25 protein-coding genes are annotated in these 25,147 nt (G+C 37.1%); 18 read left to right on the plus strand and 7 right to left on the minus strand.

Annotation, left to right across the window (positions count from 1 at the left end):
• Positions 1–34 precede the first annotated feature (34 nt).
• Positions 35–1,324, minus strand: a complete 1,290-nt coding sequence (locus M028_RS0125380) for an NCS2 family permease (RefSeq protein ID WP_026576353.1) — start codon at positions 1,322–1,324, stop codon at positions 35–37.
• 243 nt (positions 1,325–1,567) lie between these two features.
• Between M028_RS0125380 and M028_RS0125385 the strand changes: the two genes are divergently transcribed.
• Both M028_RS0125385 and M028_RS0125390 read left to right on the plus strand, forming a co-directional pair.
• Positions 1,568–1,816 (plus strand): hypothetical protein, encoded by a 249-nt coding sequence (locus M028_RS0125385; RefSeq protein WP_026576354.1) that lies wholly within the window; start codon positions 1,568–1,570, stop codon positions 1,814–1,816.
• Positions 1,817–1,879: 63 nt separating this feature from the next.
• Positions 1,880–2,176, plus strand: coding sequence for a 4a-hydroxytetrahydrobiopterin dehydratase (locus M028_RS0125390; protein ID WP_026576355.1), 297 nt, complete (start codon positions 1,880–1,882; stop codon positions 2,174–2,176).
• A 21-nt stretch (positions 2,177–2,197) separates the two neighbouring features.
• Here M028_RS0125390 and M028_RS0125395 read toward each other — a convergent pair whose 3' ends face one another.
• Entirely contained in the window at positions 2,198–3,568 is a 1,371-nt protein-coding gene (locus M028_RS0125395) for an aldehyde dehydrogenase (RefSeq protein WP_026576356.1), read from the minus strand.
• Positions 3,569–3,650: 82 nt separating this feature from the next.
• Between M028_RS0125395 and M028_RS0125400 the strand changes: the two genes are divergently transcribed.
• The 3 genes from M028_RS0125400 to M028_RS0125410 all read left to right on the plus strand — a co-directional run bounded on the left by M028_RS0125400 (position 3,651) and on the right by M028_RS0125410 (position 5,611).
• Positions 3,651–3,842, plus strand: coding sequence for a hypothetical protein (locus tag M028_RS0125400; protein WP_026576357.1), 192 nt, complete (start codon positions 3,651–3,653; stop codon positions 3,840–3,842).
• Positions 3,843–3,959: 117 nt separating this feature from the next.
• Positions 3,960–4,901 carry an agmatinase gene (speB, locus tag M028_RS0125405; protein WP_026576358.1) on the plus strand — a complete coding sequence of 314 codons (942 nt, stop codon included), beginning with the start codon at positions 3,960–3,962 and terminating at the stop codon, positions 4,899–4,901.
• A 128-nt stretch (positions 4,902–5,029) separates the two neighbouring features.
• Positions 5,030–5,611 (plus strand): TetR/AcrR family transcriptional regulator, encoded by a 582-nt coding sequence (locus tag M028_RS0125410; RefSeq protein WP_026576359.1) that lies wholly within the window; start codon positions 5,030–5,032, stop codon positions 5,609–5,611.
• 33 nt (positions 5,612–5,644) lie between these two features.
• Here the strand turns inward: M028_RS0125410 and M028_RS0125415 are convergent, their stop codons facing one another.
• Positions 5,645–6,184 carry a helix-turn-helix domain-containing protein gene (locus M028_RS0125415; RefSeq protein WP_026576360.1) on the minus strand — a complete coding sequence of 180 codons (540 nt, stop codon included), beginning with the start codon at positions 6,182–6,184 and terminating at the stop codon, positions 5,645–5,647.
• A gap of 241 nt (positions 6,185–6,425) precedes the next feature.
• Here M028_RS0125415 and M028_RS0125420 point away from each other — a divergent pair, with 241 nt between their 5' ends.
• The 5 genes from M028_RS0125420 to M028_RS0125440 all read left to right on the plus strand — a co-directional run bounded on the left by M028_RS0125420 (position 6,426) and on the right by M028_RS0125440 (position 9,754).
• A complete protein-coding gene (locus M028_RS0125420; RefSeq protein WP_026576361.1) occupies positions 6,426–7,070 on the plus strand; it encodes an alpha/beta hydrolase in 645 nt (214 codons plus the stop codon).
• Between the two features lie 44 nt (positions 7,071–7,114).
• On the plus strand, positions 7,115–7,537 hold the full coding sequence (locus M028_RS0125425) for a DoxX family protein (RefSeq protein WP_026576362.1): 423 nt from the start codon (positions 7,115–7,117) through the stop codon (positions 7,535–7,537).
• A 51-nt stretch (positions 7,538–7,588) separates the two neighbouring features.
• Positions 7,589–8,368: a DODA-type extradiol aromatic ring-opening family dioxygenase gene (locus M028_RS0125430; RefSeq protein ID WP_026576363.1), complete on the plus strand. Its 780-nt coding sequence runs from the start codon at positions 7,589–7,591 to the stop codon at positions 8,366–8,368.
• A gap of 144 nt (positions 8,369–8,512) precedes the next feature.
• Positions 8,513–8,935 carry an OsmC family protein gene (locus M028_RS0125435; RefSeq protein WP_026576364.1) on the plus strand — a complete coding sequence of 141 codons (423 nt, stop codon included), beginning with the start codon at positions 8,513–8,515 and terminating at the stop codon, positions 8,933–8,935.
• Between the two features lie 24 nt (positions 8,936–8,959).
• A complete protein-coding gene (locus tag M028_RS0125440) occupies positions 8,960–9,754 on the plus strand; it encodes an alpha/beta fold hydrolase (protein ID WP_331280338.1) in 795 nt (264 codons plus the stop codon).
• A gap of 42 nt (positions 9,755–9,796) precedes the next feature.
• Here M028_RS0125440 and M028_RS0125445 read toward each other — a convergent pair whose 3' ends face one another.
• Complete coding sequence (locus M028_RS0125445) at positions 9,797–10,951, minus strand: glycoside hydrolase family 18 protein (RefSeq protein WP_026576366.1); 1,155 nt, start codon at positions 10,949–10,951, stop codon at positions 9,797–9,799.
• 166 nt (positions 10,952–11,117) lie between these two features.
• On the opposite strand from M028_RS0125445, the gene pepF reads away from it, so the two are divergent.
• The 3 genes from pepF to pruA all read left to right on the plus strand — a co-directional run bounded on the left by pepF (position 11,118) and on the right by pruA (position 15,613).
• Positions 11,118–12,905 (plus strand): oligoendopeptidase F, encoded by a 1,788-nt coding sequence (gene pepF, locus M028_RS0125450; RefSeq protein ID WP_026576367.1) that lies wholly within the window; start codon positions 11,118–11,120, stop codon positions 12,903–12,905.
• Between the two features lie 120 nt (positions 12,906–13,025).
• The gene (locus tag M028_RS0125455; RefSeq protein ID WP_026576368.1) at positions 13,026–13,601 is read left to right on the plus strand and encodes a GNAT family N-acetyltransferase; all 576 of its coding nucleotides are present in this window, start codon (positions 13,026–13,028) and stop codon (positions 13,599–13,601) included.
• Positions 13,602–13,981: 380 nt separating this feature from the next.
• Positions 13,982–15,613, plus strand: coding sequence for an L-glutamate gamma-semialdehyde dehydrogenase (pruA, locus tag M028_RS0125460; RefSeq protein WP_026576369.1), 1,632 nt, complete (start codon positions 13,982–13,984; stop codon positions 15,611–15,613).
• Positions 15,614–15,669: 56 nt separating this feature from the next.
• Here pruA and M028_RS0125465 read toward each other — a convergent pair whose 3' ends face one another.
• The 3 genes from M028_RS0125465 to M028_RS0125475 are packed head-to-tail and all read right to left on the minus strand — an operon-like array spanning position 15,670 to position 19,179.
• Positions 15,670–16,611: an AEC family transporter gene (locus tag M028_RS0125465; protein WP_026576370.1), complete on the minus strand. Its 942-nt coding sequence runs from the start codon at positions 16,609–16,611 to the stop codon at positions 15,670–15,672.
• Between the two features lie 46 nt (positions 16,612–16,657).
• Positions 16,658–18,418 (minus strand): sensor histidine kinase, encoded by a 1,761-nt coding sequence (locus tag M028_RS0125470; RefSeq protein WP_026576371.1) that lies wholly within the window; start codon positions 18,416–18,418, stop codon positions 16,658–16,660.
• Positions 18,415–19,179, minus strand: coding sequence for a response regulator transcription factor (locus M028_RS0125475; protein WP_026576372.1), 765 nt, complete (start codon positions 19,177–19,179; stop codon positions 18,415–18,417). The genes M028_RS0125470 and M028_RS0125475 overlap by 4 nt, the downstream gene beginning before the upstream one ends.
• 315 nt (positions 19,180–19,494) lie before the next feature.
• Here M028_RS0125475 and M028_RS0125480 point away from each other — a divergent pair, with 315 nt between their 5' ends.
• The 5 genes from M028_RS0125480 (at position 19,495) to M028_RS0125500 (ending at position 25,128) form a co-directional block, all read left to right on the plus strand.
• Positions 19,495–20,484: an ABC transporter ATP-binding protein gene (locus M028_RS0125480; protein WP_026576373.1), complete on the plus strand. Its 990-nt coding sequence runs from the start codon at positions 19,495–19,497 to the stop codon at positions 20,482–20,484.
• 19 nt (positions 20,485–20,503) lie between these two features.
• Positions 20,504–21,484, plus strand: coding sequence for an ABC transporter ATP-binding protein (locus M028_RS0125485; RefSeq protein ID WP_026576374.1), 981 nt, complete (start codon positions 20,504–20,506; stop codon positions 21,482–21,484).
• Between the two features lie 23 nt (positions 21,485–21,507).
• Positions 21,508–22,458, plus strand: a complete 951-nt coding sequence (locus M028_RS0125490) for an ABC transporter permease (protein WP_026576375.1) — start codon at positions 21,508–21,510, stop codon at positions 22,456–22,458.
• A 30-nt stretch (positions 22,459–22,488) separates the two neighbouring features.
• Entirely contained in the window at positions 22,489–23,409 is a 921-nt protein-coding gene (opp4C, locus tag M028_RS0125495) for an oligopeptide ABC transporter permease (protein WP_155925807.1), read from the plus strand.
• Positions 23,410–23,493: 84 nt separating this feature from the next.
• The gene (locus M028_RS0125500) at positions 23,494–25,128 is read left to right on the plus strand and encodes an ABC transporter substrate-binding protein (protein ID WP_026576377.1); all 1,635 of its coding nucleotides are present in this window, start codon (positions 23,494–23,496) and stop codon (positions 25,126–25,128) included.
• Positions 25,129–25,147: the final 19 nt, after the last annotated feature.

The raw sequence follows: 25,147 nt of genomic DNA on the forward strand, positions 1-25,147 counted from the left end.
AAGAGAGGGGGCTGTCCCTCTCTTTCATAACACACTATCCTATGGAGTGAAGCAGAAAATTTGTCAAAAATAAGAAAGAAATAATAAAGATTGGTATCGAAAGCTGTTTGTGTTTATTTGTAAACAGCTTGACTAACGGATAAGCAATAAATCCGAAGGCAATTCCGTCCACGATACTATAGGTTAACGGAATCATCAGGATGATTAAAAAAGCAGGAAATGCTTCTGTAAAATCCGTAAAGTCAATGTTGACAATATTTGTTAACATTAATCCGCCCAAAATAATCAAGATTGGTGCAATCGCTGAATTTGGTACCAATTTGATCAAAGGCAGGAAGAAAAGGGACATTAAAATAAGGAAACCTGTTACAACAGAGGTTAAACCTGTTCTTCCACCAGCAGTAATTCCAGCAGCCGATTCAACCGTTGAAACCGGAGGGCTGGTACCTAAAAGTCCGCACAAAATCGCAGAAATGGAGACTGCACGCAATGCTTTACCATTTTTCTCAGGTGCCTTAAGCATCCCATCCACTTGGGAATGCAGAATTCCTATGTTCTCAAATACTAATACTAATGTAAGTGAGAAGGTTGCAGTCCAAAATGGGATCGTGGCAATTTTTCCAAAGTCAAAGCTCAAAAATACATTTCGATAGTCGTTTAACGAAATGAATCCTTTGTCCATATGGGAAAAATCAATCACACCTAAAAAATAGGATGTTAAAGTACCTAAAATGATACTTAATAAAAAATTCCCCGGAACCTTTTTTAAAAATAAAAACAAAGTAATCACTAGGTTAATAATAGAAGCTAGCACGATCGGAGACGATAAGTCACCTAAAGCCACGAAATTATTCGGGTTTTCTACTATAAGGCCGCTTTTTTGCAGGCCGATAAAGGCGATAAACAAGCCAATTCCTACAGTGATAGCTTCCTTTAATGATGATGGAATCGATTTTGAAATAATCGAAGCTAATCTGGAAAAAGCGATAATCGCAAATAACACTCCGGAAACGACAACCGCTCCTAAGGCTTCCTGATAACTTAATCCCATCGATCCAACAAAGGTATACGTAAATAAGGCATTAATGCCCATTCCGGGAACAATCATTAATGGTGCATTTGGAACAAAGGCTGCGAGCAAGCATCCCACAAGCGAGGCAAATATGGTTGCAATGATTCCTGCTTCGAGCGGCATTCCTGAGTCATGCAAAATATGTCCATTTACTGCAATAATATAGACGATGGAAAAAAATGATGTAAACCCTGCCATAACCTCCTTTTTCAAATTTGTTTTGTGTTCTTTAAGCTTGAAAACTCCCTTCATTATTTATCACACTTTCGTATTCTCCCTCTCCCACCCGCATTTAGTATAATTCTATACTTATGCCGAAAAACATTATAACACAGAAATGCAAAAGGAAAAGCTGGGAATTGAAAATATTTAACATAATAATCTGAAAAAGGTAATTTAATATAGGGAGAAGGTTGTGTCCGAATATGGTAAAATTATGTATGTATAAATTTGGCTGAGGCATACTATTAGTAAATGAGTAAAAGGAGTTCTCAAATGCTAATAGAAGAAGGAACAAAATATCAAATTTCTCAAGGAATCCAAGGTAATTTCAATTCTGCCGAAACGATGACAATCACTAGTAATAATGGAATCACAGTCCAATTTAGTCTCGGTGAAAACAAAGGTCGAGGTTCCATGCCGGTCGAACATTTATCCTATTTATTGAAAAAGGCAAACCTCACGCAAATTCCAAATAAACGGTTATTAATAAATTTAGAAAATAATGAAGAACAAATCAGCTAAGGAAATAAGACACTGCTTTCTTTTTATAAAGTAGTGTCTTTTATGTTTAAGGGGGAGAGGAAAATGGAAAAGTTAAAAGATCAGGAAATTCAAGAGAAATTAACGACTGTTCCAAGTTGGAAGCTGACGGACACAAAATGGATTGAACGAAAATATCGTTTCATTGAATATTTAAATGGTATAGAATTTGTTCAGCAGGTGGCGAACCTGTCAGAGAAGGTCAATCATCATCCTTTTATTTCCATTGATTATAAAATGGTTACGTTAAGGATTACTTCTTGGCATGCGAAAGGGTTAACGGCTTTAGATTTTGACTTAGCCAATAAATATGATGAATTATTTTTACAAATAAAAAGGTAAACCCAGCCATTTTTGCTGGGTTTATTTTATAAACATTTTAATTTGTTTTAAAGCGTTTTTGCGGTTCGGATAGCGGAAGGGAAGATCAAAAGAGGTTGTTTGTTTTAGGACACTCTTTTCATGAGAAAAGACGTCAAAACTGCCTTTCCCATGGTAGGCACCAATCCCGCTTTCGCCAACGCCTCCAAAGGGAAGGTAGGGGGAGCTGAGATGATAAACTGTATCATTAATGCAGCCGCCGCCGAATGAAATCTGATTTAAAATGAATGACTGAAATTCATTGCTTTCTGAAAAAAGGTAGAGGGCTAGCGGCTTAGGCCGGGCATTTATTTTTTCAACCATTTTTTCGGCAGTATCATATTCTAGGACAGGAAGGATGGGACCGAAAATTTCATCCTGCATGACGGAATCATTCCAAGAAATGTGATCAAGAATGGTTGGTTCAATGGTAAGTGATTTCAATTCTTGCCTTCCACCGTAGTAAACTTCTCCATTGGAAAGAAAACCAACTAAGCGGTTAAAATGCCTCTCACTGACGATTTTTGTATATGCTCCACTGTTAAATACATTGCTACTATACAATTCTTCAATGGCGTTAACCAATGCGGTCAAGAATTCTTCCTTAATGTCACGATGGACATATAAATAATCAGGGGCCACACAGGTTTGTCCTGCATTTAAATATTTCCCCCAGGCAATCCGTTTTGCTGCCAATTTTAAATTGGCATCCTTATGTATAATACAAGGACTTTTCCCACCCAATTCAAGTGTTACGGGAGTTAATTTTTTAGCAGCTGCTTCCATGATGACTTTACCGACAGATACACTACCCGTGAAGAAAATATAATCAAAGTTTTCATTTAAAAGGGCCTGGCTAGTTTCAACGGCGCCTTCGACGACGGTGATATATTCTTCAGGAAAGGTTTGTCCGATTAATGTTGCCAATAGCTTTGAGGTTTGCGGCGTCAGCTCGGATGGCTTTAAAACGGCGCAATTTCCTGCTGCAATTGCTCCAATTAATGGGGCAATCGCAAGTTGGAATGGATAATTCCATGGAGAAATAATTAAAGTTATACCATATGGTTCGGGATAAATATAGCTTTTGGAACCAATTTGAGCAAGTGCTGCTTTAACTTTTCTAGGTTTGGCCCATTTTTTAACATGCTTAAGGGAGAAGCGAATCTCCTCAAGAACAATCCCAATTTCGGTTATATAGGAGTCAAATTCGCTTTTATTTAGATCTTTTTTTAAGGCGGCCATGATTTCCGTTTCATTTGTGCGGATCAATTGTCCCAGTGCTTGTAGGGCTTGAATTCGATAGTGAATTTCTTTTGTTTTCCCACTCTGAAAGAAAGTTCGCTGTTTTGTTAATAAATCATGATAATTTTCCATTATCTCCACCACCTAACCTTGTAATCTTATTTTATCATATTGTTTTTGTGTATAGAAAAAGGTGGAAAAGAGCAAAAGGTCGATGAAAGCCAAAACTCATCAGGGAAGCAAAGAAACGTCTTTCATAAGGTCGATGAAGGCCAAAATTCATCAAGGAAGCAAAGAAACGTCCTTCATAAGGTCGATGAAGGCCAAAACTTATCAAGAAAGCAAAGGATCTGTCCTTCATAAAATCAAAGCGGTCCGCTTATCTGAAATAGAACGTGATAAGTAGCCTTATAATCTTAAAAATATTTTTAAAGAATTGTTTGACTATTCAATTCCCTCACCTTATAATTTAATTAAACTAACTACCGGTAGTTAATACTTAATTTTAAGGAGACAAATTATCATGAAATACCCATTAAGTCCTGATGTGAAACCAGAATTTTGTACAAGCGGAACGTTTATGCGGTTACCAGTTGAACGAGAAAATGCGAAGTTAGCAATCATAGGGATGCCTTTTGATACAGCAGCTTCCTTTAAGGTCGGAGCACGTTTTGCACCGCAGGCTATTCGTCAGTCTTCAATGACATTATTTCCTTATCATCCAGTTCATAAGGTATTTCCTTTTGAAGACACGAATGCCATCGATGTTGGTGACATTTCAGTTGTTCCACATAATATCCATCGCAGCTATCAACTAATTGAAGCAGCGGTGTCTGACTTAATAGACAAAAATATTATTCCTATCGGTTTAGGAGGAGACCACTCCGTAACTCTAGCCAACCTCCGTGCTGCAGCTAAAAAGTATGGACCAGTGGCAATGATTCATTTTGATTCCCATACAGATACTTGGGACACTTATTATGATGAAAAATACTGGCACGGTTCACCATTTATTCGTGCTTATGAAGAAGGATTATTGATCCCAGAAAAAGTATTCCAGATTGGAATTAGAGGAACATTGAACGATCCGGGTGACTTAGATGCAAGCTATGAGTTAGGTTACAAAGTCGTTACTACTCCAGAACTTAGTGAACGTGGTTTCGCGGATGTTTTACGTGAGATGAAAGAAGTAATTGGTGACACACCATGTTTCTTAACATTTGACATTGATTTCGTTGATCCCTCCTGTGCACCTGGAACAGGAACATTAGAAGTAGGCGGATTTAGCAGCCTTGAAACTTTGAAAATGGTTCGCTCCTTAACTGATTTCAATTTTATCGGTTATGACTTGGTAGAGGTATTGCCATCTTATGACCCAACAGGAATCACCTCATTATTAGCAGCAACGCTTGTTCATGAATTTGCTAGTTTAGCAACCTTGAAGATTAAAAAAGAAACAGTATAAATTTTTGAGAAAGTTCTGTTTTGGGCAAAACAGAACTTTTTTTAATGAAGGAAAACTGTCTCCTTTAGACTTTTCGTGTTATTACGGTTTATAATTAACGAAAGATGTAATTTTTTCGGGGGACAGTTATGACAAGAGATAAAATTATTGCAGCAGCATTATCGCTTTTTGCAAAAAATGGATATGAAGGAACGAGCTTATCTGAAATTGCAAAGGCAGTGGGGATTCAAAAGCCTTCTATTTATAACCATTTCAAAAGTAAAGAAGAGATTTTTCTAACCATTTACGAGAATATTTTGATGTTTCATGTTCAAAAAATTAAAAATATCATGGAGCGTATTAAAGGTTTAGCCGCTGAAGAGCAGCTACTTCAAATTCTAAAGGTAACTTTTGAATATTATATTGAGTTTGAGGATCAATCCACTTTTCTAAATAGAGCAATGGTTTTTCCTCCAGAGCCTTTAAAGGAACAATTACACCATCAGTTTTTCCGTTCGGAGGAAGAAATGTCGGATATTCTTCGTTCGATTATAAAAGAAGGGATGGAAAAAGGAGAAATACGTAAGGGGAATATAGAGGATTTCATCATGTCCTTCTATTGTTTAATTGACGGGATTTTCATTGAATTATCTTTTTATGGGGCAGAAAAGATGAAACCGAGGATTGCAAATATCTGGACAAACTTTTGGTATGGGCTTAAATATGATTAACAGCTGCGGAGTATTCGCAGCTGTTTTTTCATTTCAAAACAAATCCCTCAGCTCTGTATCTGAATAAATCGAAATTAATACGACAGCTTTTGTGTCACCGATATTTTTAACAAAATGCGGGACACTTGCATTCCAGCTAAAGGAATCGCCTTCTTCTAAAATAATGGAATCCTCGCCCTGTTCCGCCAGGACTTTGCCTTCTAATACTAAATGACATTCTTCCCCTTCATGCGCATTCGCTTCCCCCATTGACGCCCCGGGGGGAAATTCCACACTCATCATACGTAATCCGCCTTTTGATGAGATATGTTCGATCTTTAACGTATGAAAAGTTGTTTGCGAGCGCTCATTTTTCCTCACGACCCGCATATGTTGTTCTTTTTTTAACAATAAATATGGCAATGGTACTTCCAGAAATTCAGCAATGGTTTGCAAGGTATTAATGGATGGGGAAGTATTATTATTTTCCACATTACTGATAAAACCTTTTGAAAGACCAGTACCTTCACACATTTGGGCAATGGTAATTTTTTTTCTCTTACGTATTGCGCGAATTTTTGAACCAATATCCAGAATAACCACCTCATAAGTTTTCTAATATGAAACATAAATATATATTAGCAAAAAAATAATTGACATTCTATATGCAATATTGTTATCTTATAAATAAATAATATTCATATTGGAAAACATTTTTTCTCCTTAGTTTTGTAATATGAATCTTATATTATTATGTGAATACTAATGTTTTGGATTTTATATTGATAAATAGCCAACCTATTAGTAAAAGAAATAAATGAAAGGATGATCACTCATGAATTCACCGATGATTTATGAACTAAGACGACCAAAACAGACAGACCCAAATAAAATCTATCCCGCTTTGTTTGTGATGCATGGAATCGGCAGCAATGAACAAAATATGTTGTCTTTAGTAGAGGGACTAGAAGAGAAGTTTTACATTTTTAGTGTTCGGGGACATTTAACACAGCCGCCTGGCTATGCTTTCTTTACGATTGAAGGCTATGGAAAACCGCATCGAGCGGTGTTTGATGAAGGAATTCGTAAGCTAACCAGCTTTATTGATTATGCTAGCGAACAATACCCAATTGATCCAAATCAATTGTATTTGCTTGGTTTTAGTCAAGGTGCAATTGTTTCGATGACGCTTGGTTTAACATTAGGCAATCGGATCAAAGGAATTATTGCACTCAGTGGATATATTCCTGGTTTCGTTAAAGAGGAGTATGATATCAAACCAGTCAATAACTTGTCCTTGTTTATTTCTCATGGTGATATGGATCAGGTTCTTCCATATGAATGGGGAGTGGCCAATGATGAATATTTCAAGGAGTTAGGTGCGGATGTTACGTTCAAAACCTATCATGAAGGACATACCGTTTCATTAAGGAACCAGCAGGATTTTATGGAATGGATCATAAACAGTTTAAAGAATTAATTAAGAAAAAGAAATAGAGTGGAAAAATAGAGGAGGAAGAAAAAATGATAAAGAAATATGAGGTTGGTACGATTATTTTACGTGTAATATTGGGGATAACATTTTTTATACATGGGTTAGCTAAGTTCCAGGGCGGAATTGAAAACATTGTCGGCTGGTTTAGCAGTATGGGGTTACCGGGATTTATGGCATATGTTGTAGCTTCTTTTGAAATCCTTGGAGGTATTCTCCTTGTTATTGGTTTAGGAAGCAGAGTGGTTGCGGGGTTATTTGTTTTGTTAATGGCTGGAGCAACGTTAAAAGTAAAATTAGCAGTGGGTTTTTTAGGAAATGGTCAAATGGCTGGTTATGAATTAGATCTTGCATTCCTTGCAATGGCAATCTTTATCGCAATCAATGGAAGCAAACTGTTTTCGCTTGACTCCCTAATTGTCAAAGGACAAAAAACGAATACAACATCACTTTAAAAGTTAAAATCAGAATTTTATTTGGAAATTAAAAAGTGAGGAGGAAATAACATGATACCATCACTGTTTATTGCACACGGTGCACCGTTAATTGCAATTGAAAATAATGAGTATACCCAATTTTTAAGCCAGTTGGGACAAACAATCCAGAAGCCAAAGGCGATTGTCCTGTTTTCAGCTCATTGGGAATCGAGAGCTCAAAAAGTGAGTGAAGTGGAGTCCTATTCCACTATTTATGATTTTGGTGGATTTGATCCGTCTTTATATACGATTCAATATCCCGCAAAAGGCCAATTGGAAATTGCTAAAGAAATTGAAGATTTATTCACCCAAAATGGAGTCCCTTTTCAAATTGAAACGACTCGCGGTTTGGATCATGGCGCTTGGGTAGTGCTTAGGCTGCTTTATCCAAATGCTGATATTCCTGTTATTGCGATGTCCGTTAATCCGAATCTTACACCAGAAGAGCAATATAAAATTGGTAAATCTTTAGCCGTTTTAAGGGAAAAGGATATTTTAGTTATTGGCAGCGGGGGGACCGTTCATAATCTAAGAGCAGTGAAGTGGGCAGACAATGGCGAAGTTGATTCGTGGGCACTGGAATTTGATGAGTGGTTAAGCTTACATTTGAAAAAATGGGATTTAGACTCTCTTTTCAATTATGAAAAGCAGGCTCCAAATGCACAATATGCAGTTCCTCCTTATGGAAATGAACACTTTGTTCCACTTTTTTATGCGATGGGTGCAGCGGATGATGCGAAAAAAGCTAGCTTGCTCCATAGAAGTTTTCGCTACGGAAACCTCAGTCACAGTGTTTGGCAATTTGGATAATATTTATTGAAAACAGACTTTATCGGTCTGTTTTTTCTTTTTTTGAACAAAAAGATTAAAATGCAGGTCCAATTGGGACATTATTAAATAATTGTACTAATATGGTAAATGATTACTAATTTATATAACAGGGGGTTCTAACCTATGAAGACAAAAATCGAGTGGACCGAGAAAATGGCGTTTTCCAGTACGACTCCATCAGGTCATGAAATCAAAATGGATGCAGCAGAAGAGGTAGGAGGAACAAATAGCGGGGCAAGACCGACAGAATTACTGTTAAATGCGGTTGCGGGCTGTACAGGGATTGATATTATCTCGATTTTGACGAAAATGCGTTTAAATCCAACTAAATTTCACATGGATGTCGAAGGTCAGCGGGCCGATGACCATCCGAAAAAATTTACTGAAATTCATATTCATTATGCATTAGAAGGAGAACTTCCTGAAGATAAGGTACTTCGCGCCATCCAGCTTTCCATGGATAAATATTGCTCCGTATCCCATTCATTAAGTGCGACCATCAATGCAAGTTATTCAATAAACGGCGGGGAAACAAAAAGTATTTAAATGGATTTGAAAGGAATGTGACGGATGATGGAAGCAAAATCTATTCAATTGAAAAATGGAACAATGGACTATATTGATGAAGGGAAAGGAATGCCTATTATTCTTCTCCATGGATTTTGTGGCAGCAGCCGTTATTGGGAGAAAGTCATTCCAAGTTTAGCGGAAAAATATCGGGTTATTGCTCCAGACCTCCCAGGGCATGGGGACTCAACTATTTTTAAAGAGAATGATACGATTGAAGTTACCGCTGATGTCATCAAGGAGTTTTTAGCCGAGTTAAATGTTGATAAGGTTACTATGTTTGGTCATTCACTTGGAGGTTACATAACGCTAGCTTTTGCGGAAAAGTATAGTGTACGGTTAAGTGGATTTTCACTCGTTCATTCCACGTCTTTTGCGGATTCTGATGACGCGAAAAAGGGTAGGGAGGCAAATGTTACAAAAGTCCAAGAGCTCGGAATTTCGGCTCTTATAGATGGATTAGTCCCTAAGCTATTTTCACCTGAAAACGTCGAGAAAAATGCTGAATACGTTGAGACGGCGAGACAAATCGGGTATTCAACATCGCCTCATGGTGCAATGAGTACCCTTATTGCCATGAAAAACAGACCAGATCGTAATTATGTCTTAGAAGAGACGACACTTCCTGTCTTATTAATTGCTGGTGAAAAGGACCAGATTATACCGAAAGAAAATACCTTTTCTGTTACCAAATCCAATATTAAGCAGAGAGTAATCAAAGATTCAGGTCATATGAGTATGTATGAGAATCCAAATGAACTCATTTCTGAAATAGACAAATTCCTAATAGAAGTTTAAACAATAAAGCAGTTATCTTCCGAAAAGATAACTGCTTCACTTTTACTGATTATACGTATATTGTTTTGATTCCATTAAAGTATCATAAATCGAACTTGTCAAACTATCTTGACCTTTTGTATCATGACCTGCTTCCCACATCATCATGCCGCCGAAGCCATGGTCAAGAGCCAGTTTGGTTTTCAATTTCATCGTGGTTTCACCGTTATAGTAATAAGTGGTACCATTCATTTGGACAACATTTTTCGTTGCATTTGCCGGATCTTTATGGACAATTGCGGCATAAGAAACCTGCTTAATTTTAGGATTAACTGGCTGTGCGTAAGCCGGGACACCCAAAACGAGTTTTTCGGTTGAAAGATGGTTTGCTTTAAACAGGTTTGTCCAATAGTTAACGATTTTCTCCGTTAACGGGTAGGGAGACAAGTTGGACGCATGATAGCCGCCATCCCATTGTCCATCATAAGCCATAATATTGACATGATCCGTGTATTGGAACATCACAGGATTATAGACAATAAAACCCGCAACCGTACCGGTTACAGCATGAATCTTAGAATTAACCGCCATGGATAGTTCTTTGTTTTCTGCATGTAATTTGTTGCTTAATTCTTTTGTGAATTTTGCTAAGTTATCAGCATCAGCTGTCGAACGAGGAAATTCAAAGTCAATATCAATTCCATCGAGTTTTTCACGGTCTGCTAAACTAGTAAGTTCGCCCACTAGTTTTGTCCGGGAAGCAGGATTGGAAATCGCTGTTTTAAAATAATCATAGGTTTCCCCGCCGTTCATATGATACCAGCCACCTACTGCAACCATCGCTTTGACATGATGGCTATGTGCCTTTGCAACCATTGTTCGTAGATTGGTTAGGGCTGTTTTGCCATTGAGTTCAATGTTACCGTCCTTCATGGGATGAGCAAATGAAAAAATAACGTGTGTGATTTTGGTGTAATCAACCACATTTGGATCACGAAAATCCTGTATATAGCTGATCAGCACTTTTGATTGCTGTTTTGGTTCTTCCCATTTAGGCAATGCCTTTTGTTCCGGCCTTACCGATGATTTTGGTACTTGTTCTATTTTAAGCACTTTTGCTTGTTCTTCTTTTTTATTAGAATATAAAGTTCCCGAGATAAATCCTCCAATAAAAATGATTAAAAGTATCACGGTTAGGAGGATCAAGTGTTTTTTCATGGAGTTCAATTCCCCCCCTTATAACTTCACCTATAAAATTGTAACAGAAAAAAAGCTGAGAAAGGGCTGGTAATATCTAGTTCAAATCGGAAGTAAAATATTTTAAGTATTTTAATAAAAATGTGATAATAGTAAATAAGAAAATTGTGGTAAAGGAGTCCTAAATATGACAACCTATACAAATAGAAAAGAAATTCCAGTAAATGAAACATGGAATTTAGCTGATTTATATGAAAATCAAAGCATCTGGGAAAAAGATTATAATCGAATCGAAGAAATGGCTGAGAAGCTTAAGCAATTTGATGGAAACATTATAGATGGGCAATCACTGTACCAATACCTAAAATTGAGTGAAGAGTTATCTTTTGTTTTTAATAAATTATACGCGTTTGCGATGCTGAAGGTGGATGAGGATACAAGAGAGAGCGCGTCTCAAGTCTTCCAGGACAGAGCAAAGCAGTTAAGTGTAAAGGTAAGTTCATCGACATCCTTTTTCATGCCTTTTTTATTAAGCTTAGATGAGGAAACTTTAAACCATTACATTGCTTCAGAAGAGGGGCTTCAATACTTTAAAGAGGATTTGTTAGAATCATTCCGATATAAGCAACATGTTTTAAGTAAGGAGCAGGAGGAACTTCTTTCTCAATTGGGAGAGGCACTTTCGGTTCCGAGTCATACCTTTGGGATGATCAATAATGCAGATATTAAGTTTGGTGAGGTAACGAATGATACTGGGGAAAAAGTGGAATTAACGAGAGGGATGTATTCAAAATTAATTGAGGATGAGGACCGTGAAAAGCGGAGGGAGGCCTACAAGGCATATTATCAACCTTATGTTCAGTTGAAAAATTCGATTGCCTCGACGCTTTCCGCTGCCATAAAAAATAATGTGAAGCTGGCAAAAATCCGTCAATATCCATCCGCTCTTGAGAAAGCGCTATTTGGTGATAAAGTGCCTAAAGAGGTATACGAAAATCTGATTCAAACGACGAAAAATAATATTGCTCCGATGCATCACTATACACAAATCCGTAAGGAGAAATTAATACTTGATGAACTCCGCCAATATGATTTAAGTGTCCCGCTCGTCAGCGGTGTAAAGCAAGTGATTTCTTATGAGGAAGCATTTGATATTATGTGTAAAGCATTAGCCCCATTGGGTGAAAGTTATGTCAGCATCCTTAACGATTTTAAAGATGGCAGATATATTGATGTTCGTGAAACACCGGGAAAGCGCTCTGGGGCTTATAATCTTGGCGTGTACGGTGTCCATCCGTTTATCCTGCTGAACCATCAGGATGATTTGGACAGTTTGTTTACCTTAGCCCATGAATGCGGTCACGGTGTTCACAGCCGGTTGAGTTCAGAACATCAGCCGCAAATCACGGCTAGATATAGTATTTTTGTAGCGGAAGTAGCCTCCACTGTTAATGAAGTATTGTTAATTAATTACTTATTAAACAATGAAAAGAATCCCGATCTACGAAAACATTTGCTTAATCATTTTATTGACCAATTTAAGGGTACCTACTTTACCCAGGTGATGTTTGCCGAGTTTGAAATGAGGACGCATGAAATGGCGGAAAAAGGGCAGCCATTAAATGTGGAGGTGTTTAATCAGCTTTATGAAGGATTGTTCCGCGAATATAATGGGGATGAGATTGTGTTTGATGAAGAAGTAAAGTATGGCTGGTCACGGATTCCACATTTTTATCGTCCGTTTTATGTTTACAAATATGCAACGGGATTTGCCTCTGCTATTCATTTAGCAACGAAGATTTTAGAAGGCGACCAAGAAACATTGGATACCTATATCGAGTTTTTAAAGAGCGGCAGCTCCGATTATCCACTGGAATTATTGAAAAAAACCGGAGTGGATTTGACCACTCCATACCCAATCGAAAATTCCTTAAAACGGTTTGGCGAATTAGTGGAGGAGTTTTCAAAGCTATAGACGAAACCCCACAACGTTTTTATTTAGTTGGAAACGTTGTGGGGTTTTTTGTATGAAAATTTTAAATCAACACATACTTCCATTATTAGAGCATTGAAAACGATTATAAGGAGTACTGTTATGCATTGGTATGAAAAATTAAATCAATATTTTCCCATTGAAGAGATGAAATCACGAGAACATATGGAAACCTTACTTAAGGAACAATCTAATATTTACCATAAAGATGAAGGTCCGCTTCATGTATTGATGTATGCAGAATTAGAGAATTTTCTCTTTATCGATTACCTCTTTGTTTCTAAAGATGCACGGGGCCAAGGGCTTGGCCATAAACTTTTAGAAAAATTGAAACAGAAAGAAAAGCCAATTATTCTTGAGGTTGAGCCAGTCAATTATGAAGACAGTGATACTGAAAAAAGGCTGCATTTTTATAAGCGTGAAGGTTTTGAACATGCCACTTCAATTGGTTATCGAAGAAAGTCCTTAGCGACAGATGAGATAAATCAGATGGAAATCCTCTATTGGGCCCCTAATCAAGAGTCTGAGGAAATGATATTTGAGGCGATGAAAAAAACATATGATTTAATACATACCTATAAGGATAAACATTTTTATGGTGAATCCTATGAACCGGTCGATGAAGTACTGACATTCAACGAAAATACAGAAAGCGAAAATATTTTTGACCAACTATAATGATGGGTGAGGTTAACAGTTTCTTTTCAAATAGACTGTTAACCATTTTTTTTGCTCAAATCCATAAAATGCAAATTTATTTTGCGCAAAAGAAATGATATAATATGATTTGTGCAAAGGAATTTTGCGCTAGAATGATAGAAAATCCATTAATCATGCAAAAAATAAAGTTGGCACAGAACTTGCACTATATCTTTACGGAACAACCAACATGGAGGTTTCCAAATGACATAACATACTGTATTCCAGGTATTATTCAAAATACAAGGTTTCCTATTCGTAAGTAGCAAAAGAATAGAAGAAGTATGTTATAATTTGTCGGTAGAAGAAATTTCTATATTAAAGTAATAAATTTTTAAAACAGAAAGGAACGTGCAAGAATGACTAACGGAATTTTCAAAATCCCAACACCTAAAAATGAGCCTGGTAACACTTATGCTCCAGGTACAAAAGAGCGAGAAACATTAAAAGCAGAATTAAAACGACAATCTGAAACAGTGGTCGATATCCCTGTGATTATAAATGGTGAAAATATTAAAACAGATACAGTGAAACAAGTAGTTATGCCACATGATCATCAACATGTTTTAGCAAACTATTCCCAAGCTGGGGAAGAAGAGCTTCGTGCTGCTGTAGAAGCGGCAATGGCTGCAAAAGAATCATGGGAAAATACGCCATGGGAACACCGTGCAGCCATTTTCTTAAAAGCTGCTGATTTAATTTCTGGTCCATACCGTGACGTAATGAATGCTGCTACGATGTTAGGACAGTCCAAAACTGCTATTCAAGCTGAAATTGATTCTGCACAAGAATTAGTAGATTTCTTACGTTTTGGCGTTGATTATGCAAATCAAATTTATCAAATTCAACCTGAAAGTATGAAGAATGTTTGGAATCGTTTAGATTACCGTGCATTAGATGGTTTTGTATTGGCTATTTCTCCATTTAACTTCACAGCAATTGGCGGGAACTTACCATCAGCTCCTGCAATGATGGGGAACGTAGTCGTTTGGAAACCAGCAACAACTTCTATTCTAGCAAACTACTACTTTATTCGTATCTTAGAAGAAGCAGGATTACCAAAAGGCGTCATTAACTTTGTACCTTCTCGTGGTTCACAAGTATCAGAAGTAGTATTAACAGACCCTCGTATGGCTGGATTCCACTTTACTGGATCAACAAGCACGTTCCAAACTATTTGGAAAACAGTGGGAGAAAATATTACAAACTATAAATCTTATCCTCGTTTAGTTGGGGAAACTGGTGGTAAAGACTTTGTATTTGCTCACGAAACAGCACAAGCAGATAAAGTAGTAGCAAATCTTGTTCGTGGTGCGTTTGAATACCAAGGCCAAAAATGTTCTGCTGCTTCTCGCGCTTACATTCCAGCTAGCATGTGGGAAGAAGTAAAAGCTGGTTTATTGGAAGAAACTGCGAAGCTTAAAGTAGGCGATGTTCGTGACTTTACAAACTTCATGGGTGCAGTAATTGATAAACCTGCTTTTGAATCCATTACAGGTTATATCGACTATGCAGCAGCTTCTGAAGAAGCAGAAATTATTGCTGGTGGTACTTATGATGATTCTGTTGGATATTTCGTTCAACCGACAATCATTGTGACAACGAATCCAAATTTCAAAACAATGGTAGAAGAAATTTTTGGACCAGTATTAACAATCTATGTATATGAAAATGATAAATTAGAAGAAACATTGGATGCGGCGGATACAGCGTCTATGTATGCCTTAACAGGTGCTATTTTCGCACAGGACCGCCAAGCAATTGCTCACTTAGAACGCCGTTTATCTGGTGCTGCTGGTAACTTCTATATCAATGATAAACCAACTGGTGCGATGATTAATCAACAGCCATTTGGTGGTTCTCGTGGTTCTGGTACAAACGATAAAGCAGGTTCTGTCTTTAACATGATTCGTTGGACTAGTCCTCGTGTTATCAAAGAAAATTTTGCTCCAACAGCAGAAATTGCCTATCCATTTATGGATGCAGAATAATTTAAATGATCGATAAAAAATCCTCTTACCGTTTGAGCGGTAGGAGGATTTTTTTGTTAATATACACCAATTAAGTTGATTAAAAAGATCATGAGCGGAATCGTAGATAAAGAAATAATCGTCGATATGATAGTTGTCAGTGCACCCATTTCTTCGTCTGCAGAATATTTGGCAAATAGAATGGAAGCAAGGGTTAAGGTAGGCATCATCGACTGAATCAGAAGCGTTTGAATAATCTTTGGATTCAACTCGAAAAAATGGATAAATAAAGCAACTGAAAAAGGTAAAAGGATTAGTTTAACCATTAAAGGGATCCACAAATGGTGCCCTTTTTCCCGTACCTTTCCACGCTGAAGTGTCATGATTAGCATTCCAATATAAAACATTGCCAGCGGTGTTGCCAGGCCAGCTAGCTGTTCAGACTGGTGAACAAAAAATGCTGGGGGCTTAACATTAAAATAAGCAACAACTAAACCAACTACAATGGCAGCAGTAGGCATATTTAGCATTGATTTTAATGTTTGTAGAGCAAATTTTCTATTTTTCTGCAGCATGATGACCCCGACTGTCCAAATCGTAAAATCCACTCCGGCATCAAATATGGCGGCATACAAAGCTGCTTCTGGGCCAATCAAGGTGGCGCATAACGGAATTCCGATAAATCCGGTATTGCCAAGTCCGGACATTAAGGCAATCTCTCGTTTTTTTGTTGAATCTCCTTGGAAAGTAATCGATAGAATCCATCCAAGGGCAATTCCGAGTAGATTAATGAATATCGATAAACAAAAAACAATGAGCATTGATTTAAAAATTCCTGCATTCAAATCCACTTTAAAAATGCTGGAAAGTATCATGCAAGGCATGGCGATATTAACGATTAAATTTATAAACATCTTCCTTGTTTCGTCATTAAAGGAAAATGTTTTAGATAGAAGGACGCCTATTAAAATCAAAAAGGTAATATTTAATATTGATTGAAAGACGACTGAAAATTCCATACGACCACTCCAATCCACAGGACAATCTTTACATGTAAAATTTTGATTACTTCGGAATCGTTAGATGAACAACTGTTCCCCAATTCTTTTTACTTTTGATGATAATTCCATAAGGTTCCCCATATGTTACTTTTAGCCTTCTATGTGTGTTGACCAACCCGATATGTTTTGACTGTTCTTGATTCGAGTTTAATCTTGAACGAATTTCTTCTAGTTTTTGAGGAGAAATACCATCTCCATTATCAATCACAGATATTTTTAATAATGTTGAAGATACTCTAATCTTTATTTTAATCAAGCAATTCCTATCTTCACTTATTCCATGTGAAAGACTGTTTTCAAGTAAAGGCTGTAAGATTAACTTTATGACGTGATATTTTAGGTCTTCTTCATGATAATCCCAGATTACTTCAAACTTATCTTTAAATCGCATTTTTTGTATTTTAATATAACTATTAGTATACGTAATTTCCTCTTTTAAATGGACCATTTTATTTTCACCATCTAAAGAGTACCTTAATATATCTGCCAAATTTTCAACCATCTCATTTAGTTCGTTCGGTCTGCCTGTTAAACGAATGGCTTTCCAATTAAGCGTTTCCAATGTATTAAATAAAAAGTGCGGGTTGAGCTGCGATTGTAAGGCTGCAAATTCCATTGCTTGGGCTTTATATTTTCTCTCTGACAGCTGTACTTTTAAATAATTGTGTTCCATGAAATTTTTCAAGATGGTATGAATGATATAGCTATATACGTTTTTTTTCCCCTTTGATGGAACTGGGGGTAATGGCTGCCCGGCTTCTGCGACCTGTAGAATCGTAATGATCGTTTTCATGTCTTGATAATTCTTTCTTGTTAAATAATAAGCAAGAACAGTACCGCTGATGATAGAAATGATTAATAAAAGGATTGTTATTTTGCTTAATTTAATTGGTACCTGATATAAATCAGATTTGGGTGTAATGGAAATATAGGTCCAGCCGTATTTGTCTGAAAAAATTTTGGTTACGATATAAGAATCTTTCCCGAATTTAATAGAAAAAGAGGATTTTTGTTGTGAAATCAATTTTTCGTTATCTATATCCTTTAATTTGTTTTCATGGTTTTTAAAGATAATCTTGCCGTTCTTATCAATCACTAAAAAGACTTGCCCGTTTGTAGTGGAAAGACTGTTAAGATGTTTCTCGATATAATCTGAATTGATATTTAAGACAATGACCCCGTCATTTTCCCCTGTGATCCTACGAAACATCGTGATCAAATTCACATTTTCTTCTGGAAAACCCGGATATTGTTTGGTGATGGTTCTAGCTTCAGCCCATATGTTTCCTTTGTTTGGATGGAGCTTGAAAGTATTAAACCAATTTCGATCATAAAAGTCGTTTAAACTTACCAATCCTCCAGTGGTAGAGGTAAGGAACTGACCCTTACCATTATTTAAATATAGATAAATGGAATCAATATAAGGTCTTGCTATATTTGGTGAGTCAATAAAATTTTTTAATGAGGCCAAATTCCTGCTATCGTTTCTATCTAAATAATCTTTATTAAGCATTTTTTTAAAATTTATAAACTGGGTAGCACTTGCTACAACATACAAGTTTAAAGAATCTAATTCATTAAAAATAAGCTCCATATTTTCCTTTGTTTGTTTCAAAACATTTAAGTTATCCTCATTAATTCTATTAGTAACGTATTGCTGGATAAGAATTGTCGAAAGTGATCCAAGTACCACTAAAGGAATCAGCATTGGAATGACAAAGGTTGTTAAATTTTTGATAAAAAAGGCATGATAAATCTTTTTCATATAGATCCCTTCATAAATTCACGAGGACTTTTTCCAAAGTACTTCCGAAAGGTTCGTGTAAAGTTTTTAGAGTTACTATAGCCTACTGCTTCGCTAATTTCATAAATCTTATGGTTCATTTCTTTTATTAATTCTGCAGCCTTTTTCATTTTGACACCTACAACAAAATCCGAAAAGTTTTCCCCAGTTTTATCCTTAAAATATTTACTTATATAGTTTGGGTTCATATGTACCATTTGGGATGCCCCTTCAAGTGTGGCATCATGGAAGTTTTCCCATACATAATTTTTTATCTTCGCAATGATTTTGTCTGACTCATACGTTTCTTCTGTTTGGTTGACGGAGCGATCAGTGATAATGGGCATAGAGGATACTGTTTGTTTTTCTTTATCTAGTTCTCCTTTTATCATTGTAAATACATTTACCAGTTCATTATATTTTGTTGGTTTAAGGATATAGTTTTTTACACCAAAGTTAAGTGCTGCCTGAGCATATTCAAATTCTTTATACCCGCTCAAAAAGATAATTTTAATCGGTGACTTTTGGTAATAGAGCTCTTTAGCCATATCAATACCGGACATAATGGGCATTCGAATATCGGAAAGTATCACGTCAACGGTATGCTCAGATAGATATTGTATTACTTCCAAACCATTGGAAACTTGAGAAACTACTTCGAAACCGATTTCATTCCAAGGAAAATAATGGCTTAATCCATTTCGAATTTCTAATTCGTCGTCTGCTATTAAAAGCTTGTACATAAAATAGACATCCTTTAAAAACTATTTTAATTTTCACTCTATTTAGTATATGACTTAATTTTTTCAATGTCTATAAAACAAACATTGAACATTTAATGACACCATTACAAAGAAATGATACTTTTTTAATTCCTAACTACTAAACTTGTCAATTAATGATACCAAATATGAAACGTTGTACCTTTTATTACCTATTTGTTTGCTGTTAAATAAGAATTATAGTTTTTCTTTAAAAGAAAGTCAGCGCTTTAATTTTCTTAATATTTCGTATTTTTAGAACGTTTAACGTTAGCTAAAAAAGCAAGGGGTGAAAAAGTGACAAATCTATTAGAAGTAGAGGAATTGCAAACAGCCTTTCAATCTGACCGAAAGGAAGTGATTTCTGTAGACAATGTCAGCTTTACGCTGAAGCCGGGAGAAACCATTGGTATTGTTGGAGAATCCGGTTGTGGAAAGAGTGTAACTTCTTTATCCATAATGCGTTTACTAGGAAAAAGCGGTCGAATTAAAAATGGGAAAATCAAATTTGAAGATTTTGATCTTGTTCAATTACAAGAGGAGAAACTGCGGAACATTAGAGGGAATGAAATTTCAATGATTTTCCAAGAGCCGATGACTTCTCTTAATCCTGTATTTACGATTGGGAACCAAATGATGGAAGGAATTAAGCTGCATTTGAAATTGAATAAAAAAGAAGCGAGGGAATATTCAATTGAAATGTTGAAAAGGGTTGGAATTCCCCGGGCGGATACGATTTTGGACGAATATCCCCATGCTTTATCTGGGGGGATGCGACAACGGGTGATGATTGCGATGGCCCTTTCCTGTAAACCAAAGCTTTTGATTGCTGATGAACCCACAACGGCATTAGATGTGACCATTCAAGCACAAATCTTGGAGCTAATGAAAAAATTAAGGGATGAATCAGGTACTGCCATTATGTTAATCACACATGATTTGGGTGTCATTGCGGAAATGGCGGATAAAGTCATTGTCATGTATGCGGGTCAAGTGGTCGAGGAAGCGGATGTTTATACTTTATTTGATAATCCGAAGCATCCCTATACAAAAGGATTAATTGCATCCATTCCACATCTTGAGTATGAAGACAATGAGAGACTTGAAGCGATCCCTGGTATTGTGCCATCGCTTCAGCATATGCCGGAAGGATGCAGGTTTCATGCCCGATGTGCGCTTGCCATTGACCGTTGTAAACAAGAAAAGCCCCCTTTGTTTTCAGCAGGAAAAGGTCATAAAGCTCGCTGCTGGCTGATTGGGTCAGATGAAAAGATTGTAAACGGTTGAAGGGAGGAAGTCCGTGGATATGCAAAACTTAACCAATGAATCTCCTTTGCTGCAAGTGGAAGAATTAAAAACCTATTACCCTATTAAAAAAGGAATTTTTTCAAAAACTGTCGGTCATGTAAAGGCTGTTGACGGTGTAACCTTTACAATTAGCCCGGGGGAAACTCTGGGGCTAGTAGGTGAATCGGGTTGTGGAAAGTCTACGATTGGAAAAACTTTAATTGGTTTAGAAAGCCCTACCCAAGGTCAAATTTTTTTCCAAGGGCAAAGAATTTCGGAATACTCTAATAGCGAAATGAAGTCGATTCGAAAAGATTTGCAAATTATCTTTCAAGATCCATATTCTTCACTCAACCCGAGGAAAAGAGTAGGGGATATTTTGGGAGAGGCATTGAAGGTCCATAAAATTGTTGAATATGGAGAAATCAACAAACAAGTGGATTATTTACTGGACATCGTTGGGCTGCCAAAAAATTATAAAAGTCGATATCCTCATGAGTTTTCCGGCGGGCAGCGCCAAAGGGTTGGAATTGCACGTGCGCTATCCTTAAACCCCAAATTAATTATTTGTGATGAACCCGTTTCCGCATTAGACGTATCTATTCAAGCGCAAATACTAAATTTGTTAAAGGATTTACAAAAAGAATTTCAATTGACTTATTTATTTATTGCACATGGGTTGGGCGCTGTGAAATATATCAGTAACCGAATTGCGGTGATGTACTTAGGAAAGATTGTTGAGGTTGCCAATACGGAGACTATCTTTAAGGACCCAAAGCATCCCTATACGAAAGCCTTATTAAGTGCTTATCCTGTACCGAATCCACATATGAGAACGAAAGAGAAAATTGTTATTCAAGGTGATGTGCCTAGTCCTGCTAATCCTCCTAACGGTTGCCGTTTTCATACGCGGTGCCCTATAGCTAAAGCAATTTGCCGAGAGCAAGAACCATTATTAAAAGGTGGGGAACATATGGTAGCTTGTTTTGCCCATGATTAGCCTTAAAGAAAGAAGGTGTTATGATGTTTTCTTACATTATTAGAAGACTTCTAATTGCAATACCTGTTTTACTGGGAGTTACAGTTTTTAATTTTATTATCATTAATTTAGCACCAGGTAATCCAGCAGAAATGCTCTTAAATCCGAATTCATCTCCTGCACAAATTGCGCTCAGGAAAGAACAGCTTGGTTTGAATGCCCCCCTTTGGGAGCAATATTTTCATTGGTTAAATGAATTGATTCATGGGAATTTCGGCTTTTCTTTCAATACCTTTCAACCTGTTTCCCACATGATTTCTGAACGAGTAGGCCCTACATTTGCTCTAATGGGCATTGCCCTCATTGTAGGAGTCCTAATTGCGATTCCATTAGGGGTTATGACTGCAACAAAGCAATATAGTAAGTTGGACTATTCGTTAATGGGAGCTTCCTTTTTAGGGATTTCCATTCCTAACTTTTTCCTTGGACTAGGTTTAATTTATATTTTTGCTTTACAATTTAAGGTTCTGCCTACAGGTGGAATGATGACATTGGGCGGTGAAGGCGGCCTCATTGATCGCACTGAGCATCTTATCCTTCCAGTTGCCGTCTTAAGTATTTATATTGCCGGAAGAACGATCCGATACGTCCGAGCTAGTATGTTAGAAATATTGGGAAGTGATTATTTACGTACTGCACGTGCCAAAGGGCTGCGGGAGTTTGTGGTGACAAACAAACATGCCCTAAAAAATGCGCTAGTCCCAATTATTACGGTTATTGGTCTTGAAGTTCCTTTTCTTCTAGGTGGAGCGGTTATTACCGAGCAAATTTTTCAATGGCCGGGAATGGGACAACTAACGATTCAGTCCATTATGTCCCGCGATTATCCGACACTTATGGCGATTAATTTTATCGCAGCGATTATGGTGTTAGTCTCAAATCTTCTGACGGATATTTTATATTCAGTAGCTGACCCAAGAATTAAATATCAATAAAGAATAAAGAAAGGAGGAAGTGTCATGTCAATGTCTGAGTTAGAACTCAAACGTAAATCAGCTCCTGAAAATCAACCGATAATTGATTTTCAGGAGCTAGAACCAGAGGAGAGCTATTTTCGGTTAGTCAGTAAACGTTTTTTTCGGCACAAACTGGCGGTAATTGGATTAATCATGCTGATTATTATCATCCTTGCTGCTATTTTCGCCCAATGGCTTGCACCGAAAAATCCCTATACCATATCAAATGATTTTGCTGTTTCTCCTTCGTCAAAACACTGGCTTGGTACAGATCAAGTCGGAAGAGACGTGTTCAGCCGCTTGATTTATGCATCAAGGGTCTCGCTTTTAGTTGGGGTCGGTGCAGTTGCAATATACATCGTGATTGGGACCTTTTTAGGAGCGATATCCGGATTTTATGGCGGATGGATCGACATGCTCTTTATGCGTGTTACAGATGTGTTTATGTCATTTCCTTCACTAATGGTAATTTTGGTTATTGTCAGTGTTTTAGGTCCCAGTTTAACCAATATTATTTGGATTTTAGGCCTGCTTGGCTGGCCGCCAGTTGCCAGGCTTGTTCGAGGGAGTGTCTTATCTTTAAAGCAGATGGACTATGTGAAGGCTGGTACTGCACTTGGTTTAAGCTCTTGGCGGATTCTTTTCCTGCATATTCTGCCAAATGCCCTTGCACCTATACTCGTAAATGCGACTTTTGGGATGGCTGGGGCGATTATTATGGAGGCTTCCCTAAGCTTTCTTGGTCTAGGAGTACAGCCGCCAACCGCAAGTTGGGGGAATATGCTGACAGATGCCCAGTCTTTAACCGTATTAACTGAACAGCCATGGCTCTGGGTGCCACCAGGCCTTATGATTGTGATTGCCGTATTGTCGATTAACTTTATCGGGGATGGTTTACGGGATGCTATGGACCCTAAAAGTTTGAAATAAAGAGTATTATTTTTTTCGGGAACCTGAAGTTAACTAGTTTCATTGGTTTACTTCTTGAAATAATAATAGGATAGGGGAATTGTAATGAGGAAATGGACTAAAAAGCTTTTCTATGCTCTCTGTTTACTATCTTTGCTCACGTTAGCAGCATGCTCGGATTCATCCAAAGAGACCACATCCACAAATAGCGGGGGGGCCGGGACAACTGCTAAAGGTGAAAAAACAATTTATGTTGGGTTAACAAACCCGCCAGGTACGTTAAACCCAATTAATGCTGTGGATTTATCCTCACAAATTGTTTCAGGCATCCTATTTGAAACACTGTATGATTTGGATGACAAACTACAGTTCCAACCCAAATTAGCTGAAAGCTTGGACTCAAAGGATAATCAAAATTACGTACTTAAGATAAACCCAAAAGCAAATTGGACAGATGGACAGCCTTTTACAGCTGACGATATTGTCTTTACGTTGCAGTTAATGGCAAATCCTAAAGTAGCAAGTACTGGACTTAAAAGTCTTTCTATTATTGAAGGGCTAGATAAAAGTGGCATTTTACCTGCCGGACAGAAGGAAATTACGGGGCTTAAAGTAGTGGATGCCAAGACTTTAACTATTAAAACAAAGAATCCAATCGACCCCAACTACCTTAAAGAACAACTTGGTGTAAATATAAGATTTTTGCCAAAACATGTTTTAAAAGATGTGAAACCTGAAGAATTACAAACTAATCCATTTATGCAAAATCCAAATGTTACAAATGGTGCCTTTAAGCTAGTAAAATTTGCGAAAGATCAATATGTAGAGTTTGCAGCTAACAAAGACTATTACCGCGGGACACCAAAGTTGGATAAACTTTTCTTTAAAGTATTGCCTTCAGCGAATCTTGTTGCCCAATTACAAACAGGAGAGATTCAAATGACTGTACCATCGGTTGGACCAATTGCCGCGGAAGACTATGATAAAGTCAAAAATATGTCAACCGTTAATCTTGTTCCAGGGACACCTATCTATCCCCAATTCTTATATTACAATGTGAAGACTCTATCGGATGTTAAGGTTCGTCAAGCGATTGCATATGCAATGGACCGGAAAACGATCGTTGACAAATTGTATAAAGGGCAAGGAGAAGTAAATGACGGTCCGTATAGTACAGTTCACCCTTATTACAATAAGAATATGACAAACTATGACTATGATCCTAAAAAAGCAAAAGAATTATTAAAAGAAGCAGGTTGGGATTTCAATAAAACGATTGATTTTGCCGTTCCAGCAGGAATGAAAACCCGTGAAATGCAAGCTACCGTTATGGCTCAAAACCTTCAGTCAATTGGGTTAAAAGTAAAAATCAGCAAATATGATTTACCAACGATCTTGCAAAAGGGTGCAAAACATGAATTTGATATTTTATTGATTGGGATTCCATTCCAATTAGACCCTGATACAAGCGCTTTCTTCCAAACGGGAGCACCGTACAACTTTGCAGGATACAGCAATCCTGAAGTAGATGCACTTCTTGATAAAGGGAAAAAGGAAGCGGACCCTGCGAAACGTCATGAAATTTATGCTCAGTTGGTAGAAAAATTACAACAAGATCTTCCAGTCGCAAATTTAATGTCTTCTACCGCACCGGGTGCAGTATCGAAAAAGGTGAAAAATGCAGTACCAAAAGATCTCGGTATGTTCTACAACATTCAGGATTGGGATATTGAGCAATAAAAATAAATAGGGAATAGGT

Origin of the sequence: Bacillus sp. UNC438CL73TsuS30 (assembly GCF_000482325.1) — a bacterium.
Lineage (GTDB): Bacteria > Bacillota > Bacilli > Bacillales > Cytobacillaceae > Neobacillus.

Coding starts and splice junctions, on each gene's coding strand:
- M028_RS0125380 (WP_026576353.1), bottom strand. CDS start 1,324: ATGAAGGGAGTTTTCAAGCTTAAAGAACACAAAACAAATTTGAAAAAG.
- M028_RS0125385 (WP_026576354.1), top strand. CDS start 1,568: ATGCTAATAGAAGAAGGAACAAAATATCAAATTTCTCAAGGAATCCAA.
- M028_RS0125390 (WP_026576355.1), top strand. CDS start 1,880: ATGGAAAAGTTAAAAGATCAGGAAATTCAAGAGAAATTAACGACTGTT.
- M028_RS0125395 (WP_026576356.1), bottom strand. CDS start 3,568: ATGGAAAATTATCATGATTTATTAACAAAACAGCGAACTTTCTTTCAG.
- M028_RS0125400 (WP_026576357.1), top strand. CDS start 3,651: ATGAAAGCCAAAACTCATCAGGGAAGCAAAGAAACGTCTTTCATAAGG.
- speB (WP_026576358.1), top strand. CDS start 3,960: ATGAAATACCCATTAAGTCCTGATGTGAAACCAGAATTTTGTACAAGC.
- M028_RS0125410 (WP_026576359.1), top strand. CDS start 5,030: ATGACAAGAGATAAAATTATTGCAGCAGCATTATCGCTTTTTGCAAAA.
- M028_RS0125420 (WP_026576361.1), top strand. CDS start 6,426: ATGAATTCACCGATGATTTATGAACTAAGACGACCAAAACAGACAGAC.
- M028_RS0125425 (WP_026576362.1), top strand. CDS start 7,115: ATGATAAAGAAATATGAGGTTGGTACGATTATTTTACGTGTAATATTG.
- M028_RS0125430 (WP_026576363.1), top strand. CDS start 7,589: ATGATACCATCACTGTTTATTGCACACGGTGCACCGTTAATTGCAATT.
- M028_RS0125435 (WP_026576364.1), top strand. CDS start 8,513: ATGAAGACAAAAATCGAGTGGACCGAGAAAATGGCGTTTTCCAGTACG.
- M028_RS0125440 (WP_331280338.1), top strand. CDS start 8,960: ATGATGGAAGCAAAATCTATTCAATTGAAAAATGGAACAATGGACTAT.
- M028_RS0125445 (WP_026576366.1), bottom strand. CDS start 10,951: ATGAAAAAACACTTGATCCTCCTAACCGTGATACTTTTAATCATTTTT.
- pepF (WP_026576367.1), top strand. CDS start 11,118: ATGACAACCTATACAAATAGAAAAGAAATTCCAGTAAATGAAACATGG.
- M028_RS0125455 (WP_026576368.1), top strand. CDS start 13,026: ATGCATTGGTATGAAAAATTAAATCAATATTTTCCCATTGAAGAGATG.
- pruA (WP_026576369.1), top strand. CDS start 13,982: ATGACTAACGGAATTTTCAAAATCCCAACACCTAAAAATGAGCCTGGT.
- M028_RS0125465 (WP_026576370.1), bottom strand. CDS start 16,611: ATGGAATTTTCAGTCGTCTTTCAATCAATATTAAATATTACCTTTTTG.
- M028_RS0125470 (WP_026576371.1), bottom strand. CDS start 18,418: ATGAAAAAGATTTATCATGCCTTTTTTATCAAAAATTTAACAACCTTT.
- M028_RS0125475 (WP_026576372.1), bottom strand. CDS start 19,179: ATGTACAAGCTTTTAATAGCAGACGACGAATTAGAAATTCGAAATGGA.
- M028_RS0125485 (WP_026576374.1), top strand. CDS start 20,504: ATGCAAAACTTAACCAATGAATCTCCTTTGCTGCAAGTGGAAGAATTA.
- M028_RS0125490 (WP_026576375.1), top strand. CDS start 21,508: ATGTTTTCTTACATTATTAGAAGACTTCTAATTGCAATACCTGTTTTA.
- opp4C (WP_155925807.1), top strand. CDS start 22,489: ATGTCTGAGTTAGAACTCAAACGTAAATCAGCTCCTGAAAATCAACCG.
- M028_RS0125500 (WP_026576377.1), top strand. CDS start 23,494: ATGAGGAAATGGACTAAAAAGCTTTTCTATGCTCTCTGTTTACTATCT.